The organism is Aestuariivirga sp. (assembly GCF_044238155.1).
Classification (GTDB): domain Bacteria; phylum Pseudomonadota; class Alphaproteobacteria; order Rhizobiales; family Aestuariivirgaceae; genus Aestuariivirga.
On the sequence record NZ_JBIIDX010000016.1, the window covers coordinates 1 to 23,522 of the forward strand.

Here is a 23,522-nt window from a genome sequence, read left to right on the forward strand (position 1 = left end):
AGACGCGATGTCCGTGGTGTTGTGATCTGCATGTCCTGTCCCTCTTTCGGGTATCTGAGCCCGGTTCACGGGCGCCAAAAGTTAACTTGAGTTGTGAAAGGCAAAGCTTTCCACTTCAGGCTGTCGTCATTTGAAAGCCCGTGTCACTCACATCCTCGCGCCATTGTTGGCGACATCGTTGACATAAGCAGAGCCGAGAGGGATGAATTGTCTGGAGATGGGAAATCCCGGAGAAGATTGAGTGCCATGCGTACTGAACAGGCAGTTCAAGTCGCCAGATCCAACGGTTGGCTCAGTCAGTTTGACCGGCGCACCCAGGATCTTGTTCTGGCGCCGATGCGGCTCGTGAACCTGCCGCGGTCGCGAAAGCTGTTCGAGATCGAGGATTCCGCGAGCGACATCTACTGCATGGTCTCTGGCAGCGCCGTCATCACCATTGCCCATCCTGTTCAGGGCGTGTTGAACGCGCATGTGATCTTGCCCGGCTGCTGGTTTGGCGAGCCCGCGGCCCTCGGTCGGCGGCCACGCATCATGTCGATCGTCGCGAGGCAGAATTGTGAGCTGCTCACGCTGTCACGCCAGGGCGTGACTGAGCTGCTGGCGTCTGAACCCTCTCTCAATTGGGTGTTCTTCAACCTCATGGCCTACAATGTCGAGCAATACCTTCATCACGCCGTTGATCTGCTGATCAGTGACCCGCGACTGAGGTTTTGCTCGCGGCTGCTCACATTTGCGGGTCGCCTGATCAACTATCTGCCGCCATCGCCGGTCACTATTCCCATGACCCAGGAGGAGCTGGCGGTCGCCAGCAACATGTCGCGATCCACCGTCCATCAACTGCTGGCGGATCTCGTCGCGCAGGGAATCTGCGATGTCGGCTATCGTGAGATCGTGATCAGGGATGTCGAAAGGCTTTCTGCGATCGTCAACGACGCTGTCTGAGCGGTGATCCAGGCCGGCACGGCCACTGCGTGGCTTCAGAACTGGAACACGGCGGCAACAACGGGGCCTTGCTCCACAACGTCATATACAAAACCGTCATTACCGTAGTCGACGCTGATCGCCCTGTAACCTGCGAACAGTGAGACGCTATCGGTGAAGTCATAACCGGCGCCGGCCATCACGTCCCACATCAGGTCGGAGCCCACGCCGAAGCCGCCGATCATGCCCCAGCCCACGGCATAGACATCGGGCGCCAGGTCGAGGTGCGCCTTGACGCCCACCAGCGGATCGACCCACGCCGCCCCATCCGACTTGGAAAATCCGTCCAGAGTGCCTCCCCTCAGCGACACATCCGTATCCACCGACCACAGCCGGCCACCCCCGATGATGTCGATGCGGGCAAAGTCGGAGTCGAGCAGCGAATAGCCGGCATAGCCGGACACCATCCAGGAGGTCGAGGTCACGTCGACCTTGTCGGCCAGAATGCGATAGGGTGTTTGGCGACCCGTGCTCAGCCGGAGATAGGTCAGCTCGCCCGCCAGAAGGAAGCGATCCTTGCGTGCCTCGCCCAGTCCCATCAGCGCAAAATCAAGTTTCTCCAGAATGTCCCCAAAACCGATGTCAATGTCCTGGGGCGGCAAGCCGAACACCCCCGCCTCGCCACTGACCCCGGCCCCCCAGAGATAGGCCGCCGCGGTAAAAGTCCAGTCTTCCGATGCTGAGGGCCCGCCCAAGTCTGCAGCCAGCGCTCCATCAGGCGCGATGGCAGCACCCAGCAGGGCAACCATCCCCAGTCGTGTCTTGAAAACTCCATACATGAACCGCCCCCAGACCCTCGGCTAGCTAGCGAAAGAACCGACCTGATAGAATGGCGCCGCCGCAGGAATTTCGCGGTGAGGCCAGGATAATGGCGAAGCACGCGCCGGCGGCCCGGTCGAGCCCTCCGACGCCGCCACGGCGCAACAGCCCCGGCCCTCGGCCGCAGGCATCCGGATCGTCGCGTTCCTCACAAGAACGCTAAGCCCTCGTTTTGGATCGCGCCTGCCAGTCCGCGCCTACGCAACCAACCGGCGCCGTTTCAATTAGGTTGATTTTTGATCTAGCAGAAGCTTTGGCTAAAAAATGCATATCAAGCGACAATTCATCGCTTTTCTCACATTGCATCTTCAATATGCCAGGCCGGTCGACCAGCCCGGCAACAGCCATAACCGCATGGCCCGCTGCGGCCTGCATGCGCCCATCAGGCTCCTCCCAGTTTTGGTTGAGTACCCTGGGAGTCTTGCAACTTTTGATCAGCTTGGGCAGTGTTTGAATGGTTGATCATTCGGAGTGTGCTCAATGTCCAAGACCCCTCTTGCTGCCTTTGCCGTGGCGCTCCTGCTGTCCTCATCCGCCCTGGCCGCTGACGCACCCGGCGCCAGCCCCGAGGCTGATTCGATCTATTTTGGCGGTGACATCCTGACCATGGCTGGCAAAGACCCCAGCTATGTCGAGGCACTCGTTGTCGATGACGGTGAAATCATCTTTGCGGGCACGAAGCTTGATGCCATGGGCCTGCGCGGGCCTGACACCAGGCTGATCGATCTCCAGGGACACACTCTGTTGCCGGGCTTCATCGACACCCACGGTCACATGATCTACTTCGGCAAGAACATGATCGACGCCGATCTCTTTGGTACGCTTGACATCCCCGAACTCATCGCCCGGATGAAGGTTCAGGCTGCCAAGACGCCGCCAGGCGACTGGATTGTCGGGTTTGGGTATGGCGCACGAAATCTGAAGGAAGGCCGCGCGCCCACCATTGAAGAGCTGAACGAGGTTTCAGCCGATCGTCCGGTGCTGATCGTCGACTCTTCTGGCCATCTCGGGTCTGCAAATTCAGCGCTCTACAGGCTGGCTGGTGTTTCCGCTGCCACGCCGGATCCCGAGGGTGGCAGCTTTGCACGCAAGCCTGGCAGCAGCGAGCTTGCGGGCCCCATGGAGGAGACCGCCCTCAACATGGTGCGAAAGCAGCGACCGCCTTTCACGGGTGAGCTTGCAGATCGTGTTGCCACGGGTGCCGTTGAACTCTGGGCAAGCTACGGCCAGACCACCGCGAGCGAATGTGGCCTTGGCCTGGGCGATGACGACGTGGACATTGTGAGAAACGCCATCGACAAGAATCTGCTCAAAATCGATCTCTATGTTTGCGCGAAGGACTCCGTCGCCGACAAGGTAATTGATGCAGGCCGTGCTGTTGCAGCCGAATATGCCGATGCTGAGGTCGCTGACCGTTCCATCGCGCAGCAGGATCTGATCGCCGCGACGGGCGCCACCGCGCCCGGTGACACGGCCAGGAAGCTCCTCCAGCTTCGCCCTGACCTCGACAAGCGCTACATCAACCGCGTGCGGCTTGGCGGCATCAAGTTCTGGCTGGATGGCAGCATCGATACGGCCTGGTTCACCCAGCCCTACACCAACAATCCTCCCGGCAAGACGGGTGTCTATTCCGGTTTCCAGCAGATTCCGGATGAGGTGCTGGATGCTGCGTTCGATCGCTTCTGGACCAGTGGCATCCAGATCAACATGCACATGAACGGCGATGCTGCGGTTGAGCAGGCGCTGCGCGCCATCGAGAAGGCTGTCGCGAAATACGGCATGCGCGACCACCGCCCGGTATTCATCCACGCCACCTACATGCGCCCCGACCAGATCAAGCGCATGCAGCAATATGGCGGCATTCCGAGCTATCTCACCTCATCGCTGGTGTCCGGCGGGGCAGGTGCGCTCTTCCTCTGGGGCGGCGAGCGCGGCAACAAGGCGGTTGCCGCCAATACGCTGGAGCAGATGGGCATCCCGTTCACCTTTTCGCATGATGCGCCAGTGTCTCCGCAGCCGTGGATTCTGACGCTCGTCGATGCCGGCGTGAACCGCGCCACGCCCGACGGCGTGGTCATCGGACCGAAGGAGCGTGTGACGCCCTATGTGGCGCTCAAGGCCGTGACGGCTTACGCCGCCCATCAGATCAAGGAAGAAGACACCAAGGGCACGCTTGAAATGGGCAAGCTCGCCGATATGGTGATCCTTGAGCAGAATCCGCTGAAGGTCGATCCGAAAACCATCAAGGATATCCGGGTTCTCGAGACGATCAAGGAAGGCGCCACCGTGTTCAGCCTTGCGCCGTGAAGGCGGATCAGTTGGCCGTAGCAATCCGCCGGCCTGCGGTTTAACACTCGCCTTCGGGAGGCGTGATTGATGAAAGCTGCCGTCTTCGAGTCTTACCGTGGTCCATTGCAGGTCAGGACTGTGGCAGATCCGGGCTGCCCGCCGGATGGTGTGGTGCTGAAGATCGAGGCCTGCGGCGTTTGCCGGTCCGATCACCACGGCTGGAGCGGTGTTGACCCCGATGTTGCTCTGCCGCATGTGCCGGGGCATGAGTTTGCCGGCACGGTCATTGCTGTCGGGGCAGGCTGCCGCAACTTCCGCCTGGGCGACCGGGTCACCGCCCCTTTCATTCTTGCCTGCGGTCAGTGTCCGGATTGCCGCGCGGGTGAGCCCACCATCTGCAATCATCAGTTTGTGGTGGGATTCTCAGGCTGGGGCGCCTTCGCCGAGCAGCTGGCCGTGCCGCATGCTGATTTCAATCTGGTGAAGCTTCCTGATGCGCTGGGCTTCGCCGAGGCCGCCGCCATGGGCTGCCGCCTGACCACGGCGTTTCGCGGGCTGGTTGACCGTGCTGGGCTCAGGCCGGGCGAATGGCTGGCCATCCATGGCTGCGGCGGTGTTGGTCTTTCTGCAGTGATGATTGGTGCGGCGCTTGGCGCCCAGGTGCTCGCAGTCGACATCAACGAGGACGCGCTCGCAATGGCCCGTCAGCTTGGCGCCAACGTCACGCTCAATCCCTCGGCGGTGGACGATGCGGCACTCGCCATACGTGACCTGACCGCCGGCGGCGCCCATGTCGCGATTGATGGTCTGGGCATCACCGCCACCATCCAGAATTCCATGCGCAGCCTGCGCAAGCTTGGTCGCCACGTGCAGATTGGCCAGCCGCTGGGCAAGCATGCCACGCCGCCGCTGCCGCTGCTCGAAACCGTCTATGCCCGGCAGATATCGCTGTTTGGCACGCGCGGCATAGCTGCCAGCCGCTTCACGCCGCTGCTTGGCATGATCGCCGCCGGCCGGATTGATCCTGCCCGCATGATCACCCGCCGGATCCCGCTCTCCGAGGCCGGCGCTGCCCTGAAGGCCATGGACGGCTATACCGGCGTGGGCGTCACCGTGATTGACCGCCTGTCGGCCTGATCTCTGGCTTCGGCCAGTTGCCGGTGGCATAGTGGCGGCATGACCGCTTCGCACCGTCTCAAGCCGGGTGACCATCTCTATCTCATTGATGGTTCAGGCTACATCTTCCGCGCCTATCATGCGCTGCCGCCACTGACCCGCAAGTCGGATGGTCTGCCGGTTGGCGCGGTGCAGGGCTTCTGCAACATGTTGTGGAAGCTGCTCAAGGAAACCAATTCCGGCCACAGGCCCACACACCTCGCGGTGATCTTTGATCACTCATCGAAGTCGTTCCGCAATGCCATCTACCCCGATTACAAGGCCCAGCGCCCGGAGCCTCCGGCTGATCTCCGGCCGCAATTTGGTCTGATCCGGCAGGCTACGCGTGCGTTCAACGTGGCAAGCGTGGAGCAGGCCAATTACGAGGCCGATGACCTGATCGCCACCTATGCCCGCCAGGCGGTCGAGGCGGGGGCCACCTGCCGCATCGTCTCTTCCGACAAGGACCTGATGCAGCTCGTGCGCCCCGGCGTGGCGCTCTACGACACCATGAAGGACCGGGAGATCGGCGAGGCCGAGGTCATCGAGAAGTTTGGAGTGAAGCCGGACAAGGTCATCGACGTTCAGGCTCTGGCGGGTGACTCGGTCGACAATGTGCCAGGTGTTCCCGGCATCGGCATCAAGACCGCGGCGCAGCTGATCAATGACTACGGCGATCTTGAAACACTGCTGGCAAAAGCCACTGACATCAAGCAGCAGAAACGCCGCGAAAACCTGATTGCCTTTGCTGACAAGGCGCGCATTTCCAGGAAGCTGGTCACGCTCGAGGACCATGTTCCCGTCGAGCACGATGTTGCCAGCTTTGCCGTTGATGCGCCGCGTCCATCACAGCTCATCGGCTTTCTCAAGGCGCTGGAGTTTTCGAGCTTCACCCGCAAGGTGGCAGGTGAGCTCGACTGTGATCCTTCGGTGATCGACCCGGTTTCCGTGGAGCTCACTTTCTGGCCCCCGGAGGGCGGTAGCGAGCTGCTTCCTGCCGCGGTGGAGAAACCAGCCTCTGGCAAGCCCACGGAGCAGGCGGTCAGGCCGGCGCCGGCGGCGTCTGCGGCTGGCCCCTTGCCGGGCGAGGCAGAGCTGCTCGCCATTCCTGTGAACCGTGACGGCTATGAGACGGTCACATCGATCAGTACACTGAAGACCTGGATCGGCCTTGCCTATGAGAAGGGTTATGTCGCGATCGACACGGAAACCGACTCGCTGGACTCGATGCGCGCCAATCTGGTTGGCGTATCGCTGGCGCTTGCGCCTGGCAAGGCCTGCTATGTGCCGCTTGGACACACCGCGGCAGATGGCAGCCTGTTCGGTGGCGGCCTGCTGGAAGGGCAGATCCCGCGAGCTGAGGCGCTCAGCGCCCTGAAGCCACTGCTTGAGGACGTCTCGATCCTCAAGATCGGCCAGAATCTCAAGTACGACATGGAGGTTCTGCGGCGCAACGGCATCGCCATCACCCCGATCGACGATACCATGCTGATGTCCTATGTGCTCGAGTCTGGCGATGTCGGTCACGGCATGGACGAGCTCTCCCGCCGGCATCTGGGCCATGACTGCATTGCATTCAAGGATGTCGCCGGCTCGGGCAAGTCGATGGTTACGTTTGACCGTGTCGCCATTGCTGAGGCCACGCGCTATGCCGCGGAGGACGCCGACATCACCCTGCGCCTGTGGCTCTTGTTCAAGCGGCGGCTTGCAGCAGCAGGCAAGCTCACGGTCTATGAAACCCTGGAGCGGCCGCTGGTTGCTGTATTGGCTGTCATGGAGATGAATGGCATCCTCATCGATCCCGAGCTGCTGCGCCGCCTGTCGAACGAGCTGGCGGCAGCGGCGGCGGCCATCGAAACCGACGTCTATTCGCTGGCCGGAGAGCGGTTCAACATCGGTTCACCCAAACAACTCGGCGACATTCTGTTTGGCCGCATGGGTCTGGCGGGTGGCCGCAAGACGGCGACTGGCGCCTGGAGCACGGATTCGGACGCGCTGGAGGACCTGGCAGGGCAGGGCGTCGCCCTCGCCCGCCGCGTGCTCGACTGGCGGCAGCTCAGCAAGCTGCGCTCTACCTATACCGATGCCCTGCCGAACTACATCAATCCCGATACGCATCGTGTCCATACCTCCTATTCGCTTGCGGCCACCTCGACCGGCCGTCTCGCCTCAACCGATCCCAATCTCCAGAACATTCCGGTGCGCACCGAAGAGGGACGCAAGATCCGCCAGGCCTTCATCGCGCCGGAGGGCGCAAGGCTGGTGAGCGCGGACTACAGCCAGATCGAACTTCGGGTCGTGGCGCATGTGGCCGATGTTCCGCAGCTCAAGAAGGCCTTTGCCGAGGGTCAGGACATTCATGCCATGACCGCCTCCGAAATGTTCAATGTGCCGCTCGCCGGAATGGACCCGATGGTGCGGCGCCGCGCCAAGGCCATCAACTTTGGCATCATCTATGGCATCTCCGCCTTCGGCCTCGCCAACCAGCTTGGCATCGGCCGCGAGGAGGCGGGTGAGTATATCCGCACCTATTTCAAGCGCTTTCCAGGCATCCGGGATTATATGGAGGCCACCAGGCAGCAGGCCCGCGCCCAGGGCTATGTCGAAACCATCTTCGGCCGCCGCATGCATTTTCCGCGTATTTCATCGCCCAATCCCTCCGAACGCGCCTTCCTCGAGCGCGCCGCGATCAATGCGCCCATTCAGGGCGCGGCAGCCGACATCATCCGTCGCGCCATGATCCGCATGCCCGAGGCGCTCGCGGCCGCTCGCCTCGCGGCCCGCATGCTGCTCCAGGTGCATGACGAGCTGATCCTCGAGTGTCCCGAGACGGAAGCCGAGGCCACCATGGACGTGGTGCGCCGCGTCATGATCGCAGCGCCGGAGCCGGCGGTAAAGCTCAGCGTGCCCCTCCAGGTCGATGCGCGCGCCGCACGGAACTGGGACGAGGCCCACTGAGCAGGGATTCACAATGTCAATCAGCAGCAGGCACGTTACAGGAATATGTACCTAGCATGCTATAGGAATAAAGTCAATACAGTTTTCAGGTTCCGCAGAACGTCCGGTAAGCCTGCCCGGTCTCCGCCGGGGCCGCAGCGTAGCGGTCCATGCCCTCCTGTTCCGAATAAGGGCTCAGCAGCACCTGCAGCATGGTACGGAAGGGTTCGGGATCGGCCCGTTCCACGGCGGCCTCGATCATCGCCTCGACGAGGTGGTTGCGCGGAATGTAGGCGGGGTTCGATGCGCGCATCAGGGCAAGCTGCTGGTCGTTGCTCTGCCGATCACGCTGCAATCTGGTGCGCCACTGGCCAAGCCAGGCGTCCAGTTCCGGGACGGCTTCCCCAAGGCTCAGGCGCCGGAAGGTGAGCGTGAAGTCCGCACCTGCGCCATGCATGGCATCGAGCAGTGCGTGGATCAGATCGGCGTCAGCGTCTTCCGCTGATGCAAGTCCGATCTTGGCCCGGAAAACATCAGTCCACTGATCGGTAAAAAGTGCCGGAAATGCCTCGATCCGCTGGGTGGCAACAGCGATTGCCGCTTCGCGGTCCGGGTCCAGGAAAGGTATCAGCGTTTCGGCGAAGCGGGCCAGGTTCCACTGGGCGATCGCGGGCTGGTTGGCATAGGCGTAGCGGCCATATTCGTCGATCGAGCTGAACACGGTGGCTGGATCATAGCGGTCCATGAAGGCGCAGGGGCCGTAGTCGATGGTCTCGCCCGATACGCTCATGTTGTCGGTGTTCATCACGCCGTGGATGAAACCAATTCCTGCCCAGCGGGCCACCAGCCGTGCCTGCGCCAGCATCACGCTGTCAAGCAGCGCCAGCGCTCTGTTGTCGGAGGTGGCGGCGGCGGGGTAGTGGCGGGCGATCACGTGGTCGACGAGCACGCTAAGCGAGTCGCGGTCGCGTCTTGCGGCGAAATACTGGAAGGTGCCCACCCGGATGTGGCTCTTCGCCACGCGGGTCAGCACCGCACCTGGCAGCGCCGCCTCGCGATAGACCTTTTCGCCGGTCGTGGCTGCCGCCAGCGCCCGGGTGCTGGGAATGCCCAGTGCGTGCATTGCTTCGCTGACCAGATATTCGCGCAGCACGGGGCCAAGCGCGGCTCGTCCGTCGCCGCGGCGCGAGAACGGCGTTGGTCCTGCCCCCTTGAGCTGAATGTCGCGCCTGATGCCGTTGCGGTCGACGACTTCGCCCAGAAGGATCGCCCGGCCATCGCCCAGCTGTGGCACGAAATGGCCGAACTGGTGTCCGGCATAGGCCTGGGCGATCGGGGCGGTGCCCGGCAGCAGCCTGTTGCCCACAGCCACTTCGGCGGTGAACAGGGCCGGATCAAGCCCAAGTTCGAGCGCCAGGGGCAAATTCACCTCGATGAGGGCGGGCTCCGCCACGGGGGTCGGCCGAACGCTGGCATGCAGGGAGGCGGGCAGGCGGGAATAGCTGTTGTCGAAGGAAGCGGGCATTGTCATGTGCCCAATATAGGCAAGTCAGGGCCGGCTGGGCGCAGAAAGTGAATATAAAGAAAACTTTATGTCGTCGTGGACAGCAGCAGGTCACGCTGCTATAGGAGCGCGCCGCAACCAGAAAACCGAGGATTGAAATGACCCGCTCCCAGACCGATTACCATGTTGCCGACATCAAGCTGGCAGAGTGGGGCCGCAAGGAAATCGACATGGCCGAGGTCGAAATGCCGGGCCTGATGGCTACCCGCGCGGAATACAAGTCCTTGCAGCCGCTGCGTGGCGCCCGCATCTCGGGCTCGCTGCACATGACCATCCAGACTGCCGTGTTGATCGAGACCCTCGCGGCGCTCGGGGCCGAGGTTCGCTGGGCCTCATGCAACATCTTCTCGACCCAGGATCATGCCGCCGCGGCGATTGCCGCCGCCGGCATTCCGGTGTTCGCCTTCAAGGGCGAGAGCCTGAAGGAATACTGGGATTTCACCGCCCGCATCTTCGACTGGCCGGACGGCCGTCCCTCCAACATGATCCTCGATGACGGCGGTGACGCGACCCTCTACATCCTGCTCGGCTCCAAGGCGGAGAAGGACCCGACCCTCATCGCCCATCCCAAGAGCGAGGAGGAGGAGTATCTGTTCGCTGCCATCAAGAAGCGCATCAAGGAGCAGCCGGGCTGGTTCGACACGGTCAAGGCCTCTATCAAGGGCGTGTCGGAGGAAACCACCACGGGCGTTCACCGCCTCTATGAGCTGCAGAAGAAGGGCGAGCTGCCCTTCCCCGCAATCAATGTGAATGACAGTGTCACCAAATCCAAGTTCGACAACAAATACGGCTGCCGCGAGTCCCTCGTCGACGCCATCCGCCGCGGCACCGACGTGATGATGGCCGGAAAAGTGGCCGTAGTCTGCGGCTATGGCGATGTTGGCAAGGGATCGGCCGCCTCGCTGCAAGGCTCGGGCGCCCGCGTTATCGTCACCGAGGTGGACCCGATCTGCGCCCTCCAGGCGGCCATGGACGGCTTCCAGGTCCAGACCATCGATGATGTTGTGGCCACGGCCGATATCTTCGTCACCGCCACTGGCAACAAGGACGTGATCACGGTGGATCACATGAAGCAGATGAAGGACATGGCCATCGTCTGCAACATCGGGCACTTCGACAACGAGATCCAGGTGTCCGAGCTCCGGAACTTCAAGTGGACCAACATCAAGCCGCAGGTCGACATGATCAGCATGCCGTCGGGCGCGCGGGTGATCCTGTTGTCCCAGGGCCGCCTCGTGAACCTCGGCAACGCTACCGGCCACCCGAGTTTCGTGATGTCGGCCTCCTTCACCAATCAGACCCTGGCACAGATCGAGCTGTTCAGCTCGGCGGGTACCGGCAAGTACAAGAACGAAGTCTATGTCCTGCCCAAGCACCTCGACGAGAAGGTGGCGCGGCTCCATCTCGAGAAGCTCGGCGTCAGGCTGACCAAGCTCCGTGACGATCAGGCCGCCTATATCGGGGTCACCCCGCAGGGGCCCTTCAAGCCGGAGTATTACCGCTACTGAGATTGGTGGATTCCGGAGCACCGGTCTTTTGGCTATATGTCTGGCGGGGCGGATGGCTCGCTGATTCGCGGGCTGTCCCGGCACTTTGACCGGAGAAGACATGGGCGCCGGTTTCGGCAACGGCCTGACGGGCGATCCGATCGCCCTCGCTGCGGTTTTGGCCGTCATCGGAGTATTCGTCTGGGCATTGCTCAGCTTGCGCCGGCTTGCGCGCGAGGAAAGGAAATCGCGCCGCAGGGCGGTTGAACTCGAGGTCCGTCTCAACGAGACCGAAACTGCTCTTGCCGCTGAAGCACATGTGCTGCTCATCTGGCGCAGCCGCGACATCCTGCCCGACCGTGTGCTTGGCAGCATGCACGGCACGGTAAGCCTGCCGTCGACGCGTGAGTCGCTCGTTGATTTTCCAGCCTGGCTGGCAGCTGACTCGGCCAGCGCACTCATCGAAGGCATCGAGCGCCTGCGCAGGGATGGAACGCCCTTCAATCTCGGAGTTGTCACGGCGTCCGGCGAACTTCTCGAGGCGGATGGCCGTACGGCTGGCGGGCTGGCAACCCTTCGCTTCCGCCCGCTGGCTGGCGAGCGGCGCAACATTGCTGCCCTGTCGCAGGAGGCGCTTGTGCTTGGCCGTCAGGCAGACCGGCTTCGCGCCGTGCTTGATGCCGCGCCGCTGCCCATCTGGCTGCGGGCGGAAGATGGCCGGCTGGTCTGGGTCAACCAGGCTTACGCTGCGGCCGTTGACGCACCGGACTCTGACGCTGCAGTGGCGCGCCAGTCTGAACTTGCCTCTGCCGCCACGGCGGGCCGGGTCCATGCGGTGGTCGGCGGCACCATGCGCACTCTCGAGGTCGTGGAAACACCTGCCGCAGCCGGCACCGCGGGCTTTGCCATTGACATGACGGCGCTCGAGAATGCCGAAAAGGAGCTTGACCGTCATATCAAGGCCCACACGTCCACGCTCAACAAGCTTGACACGGCAATTGCCATCTTCGGGCCGGACCAGCGCCTGCGCTTTCACAATGCGGCCTTTGCAGCCCTCTGGCCGCTTGATGCCAACTGGCTCGATACACACCCCACCGATGGTGAAATACTCGACACGCTGCGCAATCAGCGCTGTCTTCCCGAGCAGGCAAACTACCGGGAATGGAAGGCCAAGCAGCTTGCCGCCTATACGACGCTGGAGACACGCGAAAACTGGTGGCATCTGCCGGATGGCCGCACCCTGCATGTGGTCTGCGAACAGCATCCGTTCGGCGGCGTCACCTATCTCTACGAGAACGTCACGGACGAGTTGCTGCTCGAGAGCCGCTACAACGAGCTGATCGGTGTTCAGCGCGAGACGCTGGACAATCTCGGAGAGGGCATTGCGTTGCTGGGTTCTGATGGCCGGCTGAAGCTCTTCAATCCTGCATTTGCGGAATTCTGGCAGCTTGACCCCGAGGTACTTGCTGGCGAACCTCACATTGAGGATCTGGCCCGGCACGGACGCCAGCTCGCAGCTGGCGCCAATTCCTGGGAAGAGGTGCGCTACAGCGTCACCCGGCTTGACGCGGAGCGCAAGCCGATCACAGGCAAGATCACGGTTTTGGACCGCATCCTGCAATTTGTCGCAGTGCCGCTCCCCGATGGCAATACGCTGCTCACCTTCGCAGACATATCCGATTCGGCGCGCATGGAGCGTGCCCTGCGTGATCGCGCCGATGCGCTGGAAGCGGCCGACCGGCTCAAGAACATGTTCCTGTCGCATGTTTCCTATGAAATCCGCACGCCTCTCACCAGCATCCTTGGATTTGCCGAGGGTCTGCAGCTGGGTCTGGCCGGCCCACTGAACGAACGCCAGCAGGACTATGTGCGTGACATCCGAAAGTCGTCCTCGGAACTCAAGACCATCATTGACGCCATCATTGATCTCACCGCCATCGACGCAGGCGCCCTTGAGCTGAAGCTCGAACGCGTGGACATCACGAACCTGCTCGAGGCGGTGGCCGGAAAACTTGCCTCATCCATCGAGGACCGCGATCTGACCCTCAATATCGAGGTCGGGGCCGATGTCAGCAGTTTCGTGGCGGATCCAAAGCGTGTTGAGCAGATCCTCGACAATCTGCTGTCAAACGCCATCGGCTTCTCGAAGCCGGGCGCCACGATCCGCATGGGCGCGAAGCGCTCCCGCGGCCAGCTGCAGCTCTGGGTCTCAGACCAGGGTTGTGGCATTGACCCTGAATTCCAGAAGCAGGCTTTCGACCGGTTCCAGTCCCGGCCGCTGCCGGGCGGGCACCGTGGCCCCGGCCTTGGTCTTGCCATCGTCAAGAGCTTTGTTGAACTCCACGAGGGCCAGGTCTCGCTGCTCTCCAAGATCAACCAGGGCACCACCGTACTCTGTACCTTCCCGCTTGATGGCCCGGCGGCGGCGCAGCGTAACTCCGGCGCCCATCCGCCACGGAAGACTGCCTGAACTGCCATGCAACTGATCCGGCGTTTTGAAGGGGCTGAAGAGCTAGAGGCCTTTGCGGCCGAACTCTCGCTGTTTGCGCGGCCTGGCATGGCCGTGATGCTGTCAGGCGACGTTGGTTCGGGCAAATCCACCTTTGCCCGCGCCTTCATCCGTGCGCTGGCCGCTGATCCTGATCTCGAGGTGCCAAGCCCCACGTTCACGCTCGTGCAGACCTATGAGGAGACTCGCGTTCCGGTGGCGCATGCCGATCTCTACCGTATCCGTCAGGCGTCGGATGTCGCCGAACTCGGGCTGGATGACCTGGCATCTTCCCATGTCCTCCTGGTCGAATGGCCGGACAAAGTCATGGAACAGGCCTTTGCCGGACGATTGCTCATCACACTGTCGGGTGAAGGGTCGGTGCGCGAGGCCACGCTCGTTGCCGCCGGCAGCTGGGCGCAGGCCTTGTTCCGTAACGCCGACATTCGGGGCTTCCTTGCCGGCACACACTGGTCAGGGGCAAGACGGCGTTTTCTCGAAGGCGATGCCTCGTTTCGCCGTTATGAGACGCTGGAGATGTCTGGCGATACAGCCATTCTGATGGACATGCCTGCCCGGCCGGATGGGCCACCTGTGCGAAATGGAAAGCCCTACAGCGCCATTGCCCATCTGGCGGAGGACATTCGTGCCGTTATCGCCGTGAACGCGGTGCTCTGCGCGCGCGGCTACAGCGCGCCTCTGACTTACGCCCAGGATCTCGCAAAGGGGCTTGCAGTCGTTGAGGATCTGGGCCGTGACGTTTATGGAAACATGATCCGGGCGGGGCAGGACATGCGTGAGCCCATGCTGGAAGCTGTCGCGGTTCTGGCGCACATGGCGGGGCAGGAATGGCCCGAGGTGGTTCCGATGACGGATGGTCGCCATGTCATTGCCCGCTACGACATTGATGCCCAGCTCATTGAAGTCGATCTGCTGCCATCGTGGTTCTGGCCCCATGTAACTGGCAGTGACATTCCTGTCGGTCCGCGTGCTGCGTTTGATGATCTCTGGCGGTCCCTTCTGCCCTTCACACAGACATTGCAGCCTGTCTGGGTTCTGCGTGATTATCATTCGCCCAATCTTATCTGGCTGCCGGGGCGTCAGGGCCGCAAGCGCGTGGGCCTTATCGATACCCAAGACTGTCTGCTTGGCCACCCCGCCTATGACCTTGCCTCATTGCTGCAGGATGCCCGTACCGACATCAGCTTTGAACAGGCTGATGAACTTCATGCGCATTACTGTGACCTGCGCCAGGCCGACCGATCCTTTGACCGCAGCGCATTCGATCTGGCCTATGCGATTCTCGGTGCCCAGCGCGCCACCAAGATCCTTGGCATATTTGCCAGGCTGTCGAAACGCGATGGCAAGCACGGCTATCTCCGCCATGTTCCCCGCGTGTCCCGTTATCTGGAGCGCAACCTGTCTCATCCCAAACTTGCAGGCCTGAAAGCCTGGTTCGACGCGTATCTGCCACTCGGCGCACGAGAGGAAAGATGATGGCTGGCCTGGGCAGCCGTGCCATGGTTCTTGCCGCTGGCTATGGCCAGCGGATGCGGCCTCTCACACTCACCCGGCCCAAACCGCTGGTTCAGGTCGCGGGCCGGCCTCTCATCGACTACGGCTTTGACCGGCTGCGGGCCGCCGCCGTTGAAACGGCAGTGGTGAATGTCCATTACCTTGCTGACCAGATCGAGTCCTGGGCCGACAGGCAGACCGAACCACACATACTGATTTCAGATGAGCGCGCAGAATTGCTTGATACTGGCGGCGGGGTTGCCAGGGCTTTGCCACTCCTGGGATCTGCGCCATTCTTCGTCATCAACAGCGACAGTTTCTGGCTGGACCAGGGCGAGGCTGCTCTCGATCGTCTGCGCGCTGCGTGGGACGATGCGCGGATGGATTGCCTGCTGCTGCTGTCTCCTCTGGGCCGCACCGTTGGCTATGAGGGTGCGGGAGATTTTGTGCGCGGTGCTGACGGGCGACTTTCCAGGCGTGTGGCCGCCAAAGGTCAGCCACTTGCCTATATCGGCGGCTATCTGGTTTCGCCTCGACTGTTCGCGGCCGCCCCAACGGGCAAGTTTTCGATGAATCTGTTGTGGGACCGCGCCATTGCCGCGGGCCGTCTGTTTGGCATCGAGCATCAGGGCTTGTGGCTGCATGTCGGTGATCCGGCTGCGATAGCGCTTGCCGAACGCGCTCTCGGGGCGTGAACGATGGCGGTTGAAGCCCCCCGACTCTTCACCATTGCTCCCGACCAGCCCTTTCTCGAGACTTTGGCGCGAGCGGTTCTGTCCGGCTTTCCCGCCGAGGAAGCAAAGGTACCGGGCCCGCTCGATCTTGCACGCTGGACCATCCTGCTTCCCACCCGCCGCGCCGTTCGGGCGCTGGAGGATATCTTTCTCAGGCTTGCAGGCAGAAAAGGCGTGCTCCTGCCGCGTATCCGCCCGCTGGGCGACATTGATGAAGACCTTCTGGCTCCTCTTCATCCGCTCGATGAACTGGCCCAGCCGCTGAGCCGGCCGGGGCAACTGCTTCTCCTCATTGACCTCATCGACGACTGGGCGGCAACTCATCCGGCCAGCCGGCTTGCCCTGGAAATTGCCGGGGCGCCGCATCTTGCGGTAGGCCTCGCTCAGTCGCTTGCCGAGTTTCTCGACAGTCTCGAGACGGAGGAAATTGATGCCTCCCGGCTGGCTGATCTCTATGGTCTCGAAGCTGCCCGGCACCGCGAGGCAATCTTGGAGTTCCTCGCCATAGTGAAGCAGGTCTACCCACAGCGACTTCATGCAGAGCAGCTCATCGGGCCGCAGGCGCGCCGATCTGCAATTCTGCGCCGTGAAGCACGGCGGCTGGCGTTCACGTCCACCGAACGCCCGTTCATTGCCGCGGGCTCCACTGGAACCATCCCTGCCACCTGCGAGTTGCTGAAGGCCATTGCTGGCCTTCGGCATGGAGCGGTCGTTGTGCCCGGCCTTGACACAACCATGGATGAACAGAGCTGGATGTCGGTCGGCCCGACTCATCCGCAGCATGCCATGAAGCAGCTGCTGGCCCGGCTCAATGCCTCGCGAAGCATGGTGCAATCGCTTGGCGTCAGCGAACAGCAGCCACGCGTCTGGCTCGCCAGCGAATTGATGAGGCCTGCTGAGACAGCTGATCATTGGCACGAGGCGCTCAAAGGCCAGGAGCCGAGGCGCGCCGCAGCAATGCAGGGTGTCGAGCTCGTCTCCACCCGCAGCATTGAAGAGCAGGCGGTGGTCGCCGCCCTCATCCTGCGGGAGTGCCTCGAAACACCGGGCCGATCTGCTTGTCTGGTGACGCCTGATCGCCAGCTGGCGCGCCGCGTCAAGGCCGAACTCAGGCGCTGGAACATCGACATCGCCGACTCGGCAGGCGAGCCGTTGATCCGGTCTGGCGGGGCGGCACTTCTGAACCTGCTGCTGGAGGGGCTGCTGCAGGGCTTTGCCGCCGAGCCGCTTGCAGCGCTCTTGCGCCATGACATGGCATGTTTCGGACTCGCTGCCGAAGATGCCCGCCGCCATTCCAGCCTGATTGAACTGGCGCTGCTTCGCACAGGAACCGGTGCGCCCGAGATCGGCAAGCTTGCACATGCCCTGAGGCTGGTGGTCAGCCAGGCGGACCTGAAGCGGTCTCACCTTCTTCTTGGCAGCATCAGCACGGAGCAGTGGGAAGAGGCCGCTGCCCACTGTGTGCGCATCTCCGAGATCCTGGCGCCCTTGCTCCATGATCCGCCCGCTAGCCTGGCTGGGCATATCGACCGGCTGGTCCAGGCCTGTGAAGCCATGGCCGGAGAATCCTTCCACACCGGTGAGGGCGCCGACCTGCTGCATGAAGCGCTTGGCCTTCTGCGCACCGAGTCACGCCTGCTGAGTGGCTGCAGCCTGATGCGGGCCGCCGCCATCATCCGCAACTGCCTGCAGGCGCTGCCGCTGCGCAGCGCCGGCCGTGAGCCCTTGCCGATCCGAATTCTGGGGCTGCTCGAGGCCCGTCTGATACGTGCCGATGTGATGGTGCTGGCGGGCCTCAATGAAGGCACATGGCCTGGCCCGGCCGAAAGCGGACCATGGATCAATCGCCCGATGCGAGACATCCTGGCGATGAGGCAACCTGAAACACAAATCGGCCAGACTGCGCATGATTTCGTGCAGGCCTTTGCAAACGCCGAGGTGAAGCTTCTGTGGTCCCGCCGTGTCGGTGATTCGCCGGCTACCCCATCACGCTGGATCCTGCGCCTCCTGATGATGCTCGGACTGTCAGAGCGTGATGAAGCCAAGTTCGAGAACCGATGGGTGAGCCTGGCACGCCGTCTCGCATCATCCGGAACGGTCAGCCCCGTGCCGATGCCAAGGCCAAGGCCATCTCGGGTCCTGCGGCCGAAAAGTCTCAGCGTCACCCGCATCGAAACGCTGATCCGCGATCCCTATGCAATCTACGCCCGCCATGTGTTGGGGCTCGAGCCGGTCAAGCCGGTTACGTCTGCACCTGATCCCGCCCGCCGGGGCGTCATGATTCATGGCGCCATCGGTGATTTTCTCGGCGCCTGCCCCCGGCATATCCCAGATGATGCATTGCTGATGCTGGAAAGCCTCGGGGCGCGGCACTTTGCGCAAATTGCCGATTATCCTGGGCTGATGAGTTTTTGGTGGCCGCGGTTCCGCCGTGCCGCCCGCTGGTTTGTCGAGAACGAGCCAACGGCCCGCCGGGGTGTCGAGCAGGTGATTGCCGAGTGCCGTGGTTCGGTCCAGCTTCACATTGCCGGTGAGCCCTTCACGTTGACTTGCCGCGCCGACCGCATTGATCTCCTCGCCAATGGCAGCGCCCGCATCACTGACTACAAGACTGGCGAAGTGCCAACCCTGCCGCAGGTCAAGATCGGGCTCGCACCGCAGCTGACGCTGCAGGCCGCCATTCTGGCCCGTGGTGGCTTCGAGATGATTGAGAAACGGGCAGTCGCGGCAATTGGCTATGTGCATTTGACCGGCGGCGAGCCTGCGGGCGAAGACAGGCCGCTTGATGTCGACGTGATGGAGCTGGCAGAGCGGCATCTCGCGGGCCTCACAAGATTGCTTGGCGCCTATGCGAATGCTGACCAGGCTTATCTCCCGCGCGCAATGATGGAGCGTGAGGAAGATGAAAGCGACTATGATCATCTCTCGCGCTTCCGGGAGTGGACGCTTGCCGGAGACCTGTCGTGAAGGAAAATCCTGCCGCCAGCCAGGCACAGCTCAAGGCATCAGATCCTGCGGCCACGGTCTGGGTCAACGCCAATGCCGGATCGGGCAAGACACATGTGCTGGTTGACCGGGTCATAAGACTGATGCTGGGCGGCAGCGAGCCCTCCCGCATCATGTGCCTGACCTTCACGAAGGCAGCCGCTGCCGAGATGGCAAACCGACTGTTTGAGCGCCTCGGCAAATGGGTGACGCTCGATGATGCCGCATTGCTTGCAGAACTTGCAAGGCTGGGCGTCATGCGAGCCGATCGGCAGCGCCTGGCTCTCGCCCGGCAATTGTTCACCCGCGCTCTTGAAACGCCAGGGGGCCTGAAGATTCAGACCATTCATGCCTTCTGTGAGCGGGTGCTTCAGTTGTTTCCGGTAGAAGCCGGCGTGGTGCCGCATTTTTCCATGCTGGATGAGCGTGAAACACGCGCAGTGCTGGCAGAGGCGCGCAACGCTGTGCTGATCGATGCGCGCGATGGCAAGCCGGGTGCACTTGGCGATGCGCTGCAGGACGTCGTCAACCGTGCCAATGCCGGTGATTTCGACAAGCTCCTGGCACAACTCCTTGGCAAGAGAGCCACGCTTCGCGCGATCCTCGAGACGGATGACGGTCTTGGCAGGGCCGAGCACCAGTTGCGCCACCTGTTGTCACTCGAGCAGGGGCTCACGCGTGAAGGCCTCGTGGAGACCCTGCGATGTGATGCCGGCAGATATCTGGAACTTGCCGAGGTTCTTGATCGCGGCTCCAGCACCGAGCGTGACCGCGCAGCTGAGATCCGCAAGCAGCTATCGTCGCAGTCTGCCACGCTTCTGTCGTTGTGCAGTGTCTTGCTGATCAAGGATGGTTCCATCCGCCAGTCGATTGCCAACAAGAAGACCCTTGCCGCTCATGGCTGGATCGAGGATTTCATAAAGGCCGATCAGGCCCGCCTTGTGGACGGGCTCGGGCTGCTCGGCGACCTCGAGTGCCTGACCGCAACGCTGTCTCTGCTCAAGCTTGGCCAGGCTATCTCTGAGCGGTTTTCGGAGGCCAAAAGGGCGCGCGGCGCCTATGACTTCGATGATCTGATCATCCGCACCGGTGAACTGCTGCGCGAAAGGCCCGATGCGGCCTGGGTACTCTACAAGCTTGATGGCGGCATCGAGCACCTGCTCGTCGATGAGGCCCAAGATACAAGCCCGATGCAGTGGCAAATCATCCGCTCACTGACCGATGATTTTTTTACCGGCGAGGGCCGTCATGGAACCGCTCTGCGCACCCTGTTCGTTGTTGGCGACCGCAAGCAGTCGATCTATTCGTTCCAGGGCGCTGACCCCGCCGTGTTTGAAGACGTCCTGACCGACGTTCAGCGTCAGGCAGAAGGGGCCAGGCAGGAATTTCGCGCCGTGGATTTCAGCGTGTCATTCCGTTCCACGCCGGAGGTGCTTTTTGCCGTCGACGCGGTGTTTGCAGAAAGATCCCCGGCCCGCCTGAAGCTTGACGGTAATGTGCCGCGCGACTGGCACCATGAGCCGAACCGGCGCGGCGAGCCTGGTGTGGTTGAGATCTGGCCTCTGGAACATCCCGGCGACGCGCTGGAGCAGCAGCCATGGCAGGCGCCGGTTGACCGCGAGCCCACCGAGTCGCCCCGCCGCCGGCTGGCGAAGCGGCTTGTCAGGACAATCAAGGGCTGGATCGGCCATCGCCGTCTTTCTGCCCAGAACCGCGCCGTTGAGCCGGGCGACATTCTGATACTGGTGCGACAGCGCAACAGCTTCTTTGATGGGATGATCCGGGCGCTGTGGAACGAGGGCATACCGGTGGCAGGCGCGGACCGCCTGAAGCTGGGTGAGAACATCGCAGTGCTCGACCTGCTGGCGCTGGTGCAGTTCACGATCATGCCGGAAGATGATCATGCACTGGCCTGTATCCTCAAGAGCCCACTGTTTGAGCAGCCATTGAGTGAAGATGACCTTCTCCATCTTGCTGCTGGCCATGTTCCGGGCACGCTCTGGCAGCGACTTTCGCACGAGGCGAAGGAGCCCTATGCTGCCGCTGCAACTTTGCTTCGGCCGCTCGTCGCGTCGGCGCCCGGTGCCCGTCCCTTCGAATTTCTCGTTGGCGTCCTGACTGCGTCACGATTGCGCTTCGTGTCCCGGCTTGGGAGCGAAGCCAATGATGCCATTGACGCACTGCTCGACCGCGCCCTCGATTACGAGGAGTTGCATGGCACATCACTGGCGGGCTTCGTCAACTGGTTTCAGGCCGAGGAGATCGAGATCAAGCGTAACATGGACCCGGATGCCGGGCTGGTGCGCGTCATGACCGTGCATGGAGCCAAGGGCCTCGAGGCGCCCATCGTGATCCTGCCGGATACCACCAGCATTCCGGAATATCAGAAGAGTGATCCGCTGCTGATGCTGCAATGTGAGGGTGACGGGCTTGCCAAGGTGCCGCTCTGGGTTCCGGCCAACCTCAAGACCACGCGTGAGGTGGCAAGGTTCAGGGATGCTCAAAAAGCCGATGCCATCGCCGAGTATCACAGGCTGCTCTATGTCGCCATGACACGGGCGGAGGACGAGCTCTATATCTGTGGCTACGCCGGTCAGAAGAAGATCCCTGATTTGTGCTGGTACAATACCGTTCATCATGCACTTGTCGGGCAGATGTCCCCGCTGGCCGATGGCCAGGGCTGGCGGCTGGGTGCTCCACCTGTGAAGATACCCGATGGAGGCGTGGTTCGGGCCGGTGCGGTGCCGCCAGTTCCGGCATGGGCAAGCCGCAGGGTGGAGTTCTCCCCATCTGATACGGGTCAACCACCGCCGCGCCGCCGCAGCGAAGAGCGGGTGGCGCGCGGCATCCTCATTCACCGCATCCTGCAGAATCTTCCGGAACTCGACGCGGATGAGCGCCTGCCCTATGTTGTCGCAGCCGTCAGGCGCGCCGGGGCGGACCCCGCCCTGGCCGATGAGCTGCTGGCTTTGATCTCAAACCCCGACCTGTCCGGCCTGTTTTCGGGGGACGGGCATTCCGAGGCGGCGCTGATCATCGATATGCCGGGGGGCGGTGTCGAACGCCGCCGCATGGACCGCCTGGTGGTCTTGCCCGACGCCATTCTGGTTGCCGATTACAAGACCGACCGTGACGTGCCGACACGCCCGGCAGACTGCCCTCCTGACTATCTCATGCAGCTTGCCATCTATCGTGACGCCTTGCGGCTCACGGAGCCTGAAAAACCATTGCGCTTCTGCATTGTCTGGACCGAGACTCCCAGTCTGATGATGATCCCCGACGAGTTGCTTGACCGCATGGCAGCCCTGCGCCAGCCCCGCCCTTGACCATGCGGGGGGCGGCTCTTACCTTCACCCCCGAAACGGTGATTCCCGCCACAGCTGCAACGAGGGTCCTCATGGCTACGCACAAAGTATCTGACACGTCCTTCGACAAGGATGTGCTGCAGTCCGATACGCCTGTTGTCGTTGATTTCTGGGCTGAATGGTGCGGACCCTGCAAGATGATCGCGCCAGCCCTGGAAGAGATCGCTGCCAGCCTTGGCCCGAAGGCCAAGATCGTCAAGATCAACATCGACGAGAACCCGTCGACCCCCGCCCGCTATGGTGTACGCAGCATTCCCACGCTGGTGGTGTTCAAGGGCGGGCAGGTGGCGGCCACCAAGGTCGGCGCAGCACCGAAAACCCAGTTGCAGTCGTGGATCGAGCAGTCGATCGTCTAGAGCAAGAAGCGACCTGATTGAAACGGTGCCGTTCGGTCGCGGCGGGGTCGGATGGCTCGATCGGGCCACCAGCCCGCCTTTCGCCATTGCTGTGGCCATACCGCGAAATTCTCCTGTCGGCGCGATCCAGTCAGGTTGGTTCCTGCTCCAATCACTCTTCGTCGAATTTGCTGGCAACGAGCTGGGTCAGCGCCTCAAGGGCTGCCGCGGCCTCCGGCCCCTTCGCGTCAACGATGATGGATGTTCCCATGGCGGCGCCCAGCATCATCAGTCCCATGATTGATGTCGCCGGCACTGACATGCCGTCACGGCTTACCGTAATGTCGGCATTGAAGGCTTCGGCACATTTCACGAACTTGGCCGAGGCCCTCGCGTGCAGTCCGCGCTGATTGACGATCGGCAATTCTCGCGACGTAGCGCCTGCCTGCATGCCATCAGTCTCCCAGAACCTGGCTTGCGACATTGATGTATTTGCGGCCAGCATCCTGTGCTGCTGCCGCAGCCCTGTCGAGGACATAGTCCTTGCGAATGCGTGCGAGCTTCACAAGCATTGGAAGGTTGAGCCCTGCCACCACCTCGACCTTGCCGATTTCGAGCAGCGAAATGGCCAGGTTCGACGGCGTACCGCCAAACATGTCCGTCAGGATGATGACGCCTGCGCCGCTGTTCACCCGTGATACGGCAGCGGCAATATCAGCGCGCCTGGCCTCCATGTTGTCATCCGGGCCGATGGCGACGGTCTCGATTGCAGATTGCGGGCCGACGACATGCTCGAGGGCCGAACGGAACTCGTCAGCAAGGCGGCCATGGGTGACCAGGACGAGTCCGATCATGATGGTAGAGCAAC

At 62.3% G+C, this 23,522-nt stretch carries 16 protein-coding genes; 11 read left to right on the plus strand and 5 right to left on the minus strand.

Annotation, left to right across the window (positions count from 1 at the left end):
• Positions 1-246 precede the first annotated feature (246 nt).
• On the plus strand, positions 247-942 hold the full coding sequence (locus tag ACILRN_RS02985) for a Crp/Fnr family transcriptional regulator (protein WP_395685398.1): 696 nt from the start codon (positions 247-249) through the stop codon (positions 940-942).
• 35 nt (positions 943-977) lie between these two features.
• On the opposite strand, the gene ACILRN_RS02990 is transcribed toward ACILRN_RS02985, so the two are convergent.
• Positions 978-1,760 carry a hypothetical protein gene (locus ACILRN_RS02990; RefSeq protein WP_395685400.1) on the minus strand — a complete coding sequence of 261 codons (783 nt, stop codon included), beginning with the start codon at positions 1,758-1,760 and terminating at the stop codon, positions 978-980.
• A 199-nt stretch (positions 1,761-1,959) separates the two neighbouring features.
• Positions 1,960-2,175 (minus strand): hypothetical protein, encoded by a 216-nt coding sequence (locus ACILRN_RS02995; RefSeq protein WP_395685402.1) that lies wholly within the window; start codon positions 2,173-2,175, stop codon positions 1,960-1,962.
• Positions 2,176-2,280: 105 nt separating this feature from the next.
• On the opposite strand from ACILRN_RS02995, the gene ACILRN_RS03000 reads away from it, so the two are divergent.
• From ACILRN_RS03000 to polA, 3 genes are all read left to right on the plus strand, one after another.
• A complete protein-coding gene (locus ACILRN_RS03000) occupies positions 2,281-4,107 on the plus strand; it encodes an amidohydrolase (protein WP_395685404.1) in 1,827 nt (608 codons plus the stop codon).
• A gap of 69 nt (positions 4,108-4,176) precedes the next feature.
• Positions 4,177-5,226, plus strand: a complete 1,050-nt coding sequence (locus tag ACILRN_RS03005; protein ID WP_395685406.1) for a zinc-dependent alcohol dehydrogenase family protein — start codon at positions 4,177-4,179, stop codon at positions 5,224-5,226.
• Between the two features lie 39 nt (positions 5,227-5,265).
• Entirely contained in the window at positions 5,266-8,202 is a 2,937-nt protein-coding gene (gene polA / locus ACILRN_RS03010; protein ID WP_395685408.1) for a DNA polymerase I, read from the plus strand.
• Between the two features lie 85 nt (positions 8,203-8,287).
• Here polA and ACILRN_RS03015 read toward each other — a convergent pair whose 3' ends face one another.
• Complete coding sequence (locus ACILRN_RS03015; RefSeq protein WP_395685410.1) at positions 8,288-9,712, minus strand: YdiU family protein; 1,425 nt, start codon at positions 9,710-9,712, stop codon at positions 8,288-8,290.
• 131 nt (positions 9,713-9,843) lie between these two features.
• Between ACILRN_RS03015 and ahcY the strand changes: the two genes are divergently transcribed.
• The 7 genes from ahcY (at position 9,844) to trxA (ending at position 22,675) form a co-directional block, all read left to right on the plus strand.
• The gene (gene ahcY, locus ACILRN_RS03020) at positions 9,844-11,253 is read left to right on the plus strand and encodes an adenosylhomocysteinase (protein WP_395685411.1); all 1,410 of its coding nucleotides are present in this window, start codon (positions 9,844-9,846) and stop codon (positions 11,251-11,253) included.
• A 100-nt stretch (positions 11,254-11,353) separates the two neighbouring features.
• Entirely contained in the window at positions 11,354-13,702 is a 2,349-nt protein-coding gene (locus tag ACILRN_RS03025) for an ATP-binding protein (RefSeq protein ID WP_395685413.1), read from the plus strand.
• Positions 13,703-13,708: 6 nt separating this feature from the next.
• Positions 13,709-15,217, plus strand: a complete 1,509-nt coding sequence (gene tsaE / locus ACILRN_RS03030; RefSeq protein WP_395685415.1) for a tRNA (adenosine(37)-N6)-threonylcarbamoyltransferase complex ATPase subunit type 1 TsaE — start codon at positions 13,709-13,711, stop codon at positions 15,215-15,217.
• Entirely contained in the window at positions 15,214-15,930 is a 717-nt protein-coding gene (locus tag ACILRN_RS03035) for a nucleotidyltransferase family protein (protein ID WP_395685417.1), read from the plus strand. Before tsaE ends, ACILRN_RS03035 begins: the two co-directional genes overlap by 4 nt.
• Positions 15,931-15,933: 3 nt before the next feature.
• Complete coding sequence (addB, locus tag ACILRN_RS03040) at positions 15,934-18,936, plus strand: double-strand break repair protein AddB (RefSeq protein ID WP_395685419.1); 3,003 nt, start codon at positions 15,934-15,936, stop codon at positions 18,934-18,936.
• A complete protein-coding gene (gene addA / locus ACILRN_RS03045; protein WP_395685421.1) occupies positions 18,933-22,280 on the plus strand; it encodes a double-strand break repair helicase AddA in 3,348 nt (1,115 codons plus the stop codon). Before addB ends, addA begins: the two co-directional genes overlap by 4 nt.
• 71 nt (positions 22,281-22,351) lie before the next feature.
• Positions 22,352-22,675 (plus strand): thioredoxin, encoded by a 324-nt coding sequence (trxA, locus tag ACILRN_RS03050; RefSeq protein ID WP_395685423.1) that lies wholly within the window; start codon positions 22,352-22,354, stop codon positions 22,673-22,675.
• Positions 22,676-22,826: 151 nt separating this feature from the next.
• Here trxA and ACILRN_RS03055 read toward each other — a convergent pair whose 3' ends face one another.
• The gene (locus ACILRN_RS03055; RefSeq protein ID WP_395685425.1) at positions 22,827-23,105 is read right to left on the minus strand and encodes an HPr family phosphocarrier protein; all 279 of its coding nucleotides are present in this window, start codon (positions 23,103-23,105) and stop codon (positions 22,827-22,829) included.
• Between the two features lie 4 nt (positions 23,106-23,109).
• Positions 23,110-23,508, minus strand: coding sequence for a PTS sugar transporter subunit IIA (locus tag ACILRN_RS03060; RefSeq protein WP_395685427.1), 399 nt, complete (start codon positions 23,506-23,508; stop codon positions 23,110-23,112).
• Positions 23,509-23,522: the final 14 nt, after the last annotated feature.

Excerpts from the sequence above, each read along its gene's own strand:
- ACILRN_RS02990 (WP_395685400.1), bottom strand. The coding sequence starts at position 1,760 with ATGTATGGAGTTTTCAAGACACGACTGGGGATGGTTGCCCTGCTGGGT.
- ACILRN_RS03060 (WP_395685427.1), bottom strand. The coding sequence starts at position 23,508 with ATGATCGGACTCGTCCTGGTCACCCATGGCCGCCTTGCTGACGAGTTC.
- ahcY (WP_395685411.1), top strand. The coding sequence starts at position 9,844 with ATGACCCGCTCCCAGACCGATTACCATGTTGCCGACATCAAGCTGGCA.
- ACILRN_RS03025 (WP_395685413.1), top strand. The coding sequence starts at position 11,354 with ATGGGCGCCGGTTTCGGCAACGGCCTGACGGGCGATCCGATCGCCCTC.
- addB (WP_395685419.1), top strand. The coding sequence starts at position 15,934 with ATGGCGGTTGAAGCCCCCCGACTCTTCACCATTGCTCCCGACCAGCCC.
- trxA (WP_395685423.1), top strand. The coding sequence starts at position 22,352 with ATGGCTACGCACAAAGTATCTGACACGTCCTTCGACAAGGATGTGCTG.
- ACILRN_RS03005 (WP_395685406.1), top strand. The coding sequence starts at position 4,177 with ATGAAAGCTGCCGTCTTCGAGTCTTACCGTGGTCCATTGCAGGTCAGG.
- polA (WP_395685408.1), top strand. The coding sequence starts at position 5,266 with ATGACCGCTTCGCACCGTCTCAAGCCGGGTGACCATCTCTATCTCATT.
- ACILRN_RS03000 (WP_395685404.1), top strand. The coding sequence starts at position 2,281 with ATGTCCAAGACCCCTCTTGCTGCCTTTGCCGTGGCGCTCCTGCTGTCC.
- ACILRN_RS02985 (WP_395685398.1), top strand. The coding sequence starts at position 247 with ATGCGTACTGAACAGGCAGTTCAAGTCGCCAGATCCAACGGTTGGCTC.
- ACILRN_RS03015 (WP_395685410.1), bottom strand. The coding sequence starts at position 9,712 with ATGACAATGCCCGCTTCCTTCGACAACAGCTATTCCCGCCTGCCCGCC.
- ACILRN_RS03055 (WP_395685425.1), bottom strand. The coding sequence starts at position 23,105 with ATGCAGGCAGGCGCTACGTCGCGAGAATTGCCGATCGTCAATCAGCGC.
- tsaE (WP_395685415.1), top strand. The coding sequence starts at position 13,709 with ATGCAACTGATCCGGCGTTTTGAAGGGGCTGAAGAGCTAGAGGCCTTT.
- ACILRN_RS03035 (WP_395685417.1), top strand. The coding sequence starts at position 15,214 with ATGATGGCTGGCCTGGGCAGCCGTGCCATGGTTCTTGCCGCTGGCTAT.
- ACILRN_RS02995 (WP_395685402.1), bottom strand. The coding sequence starts at position 2,175 with ATGCAGGCCGCAGCGGGCCATGCGGTTATGGCTGTTGCCGGGCTGGTC.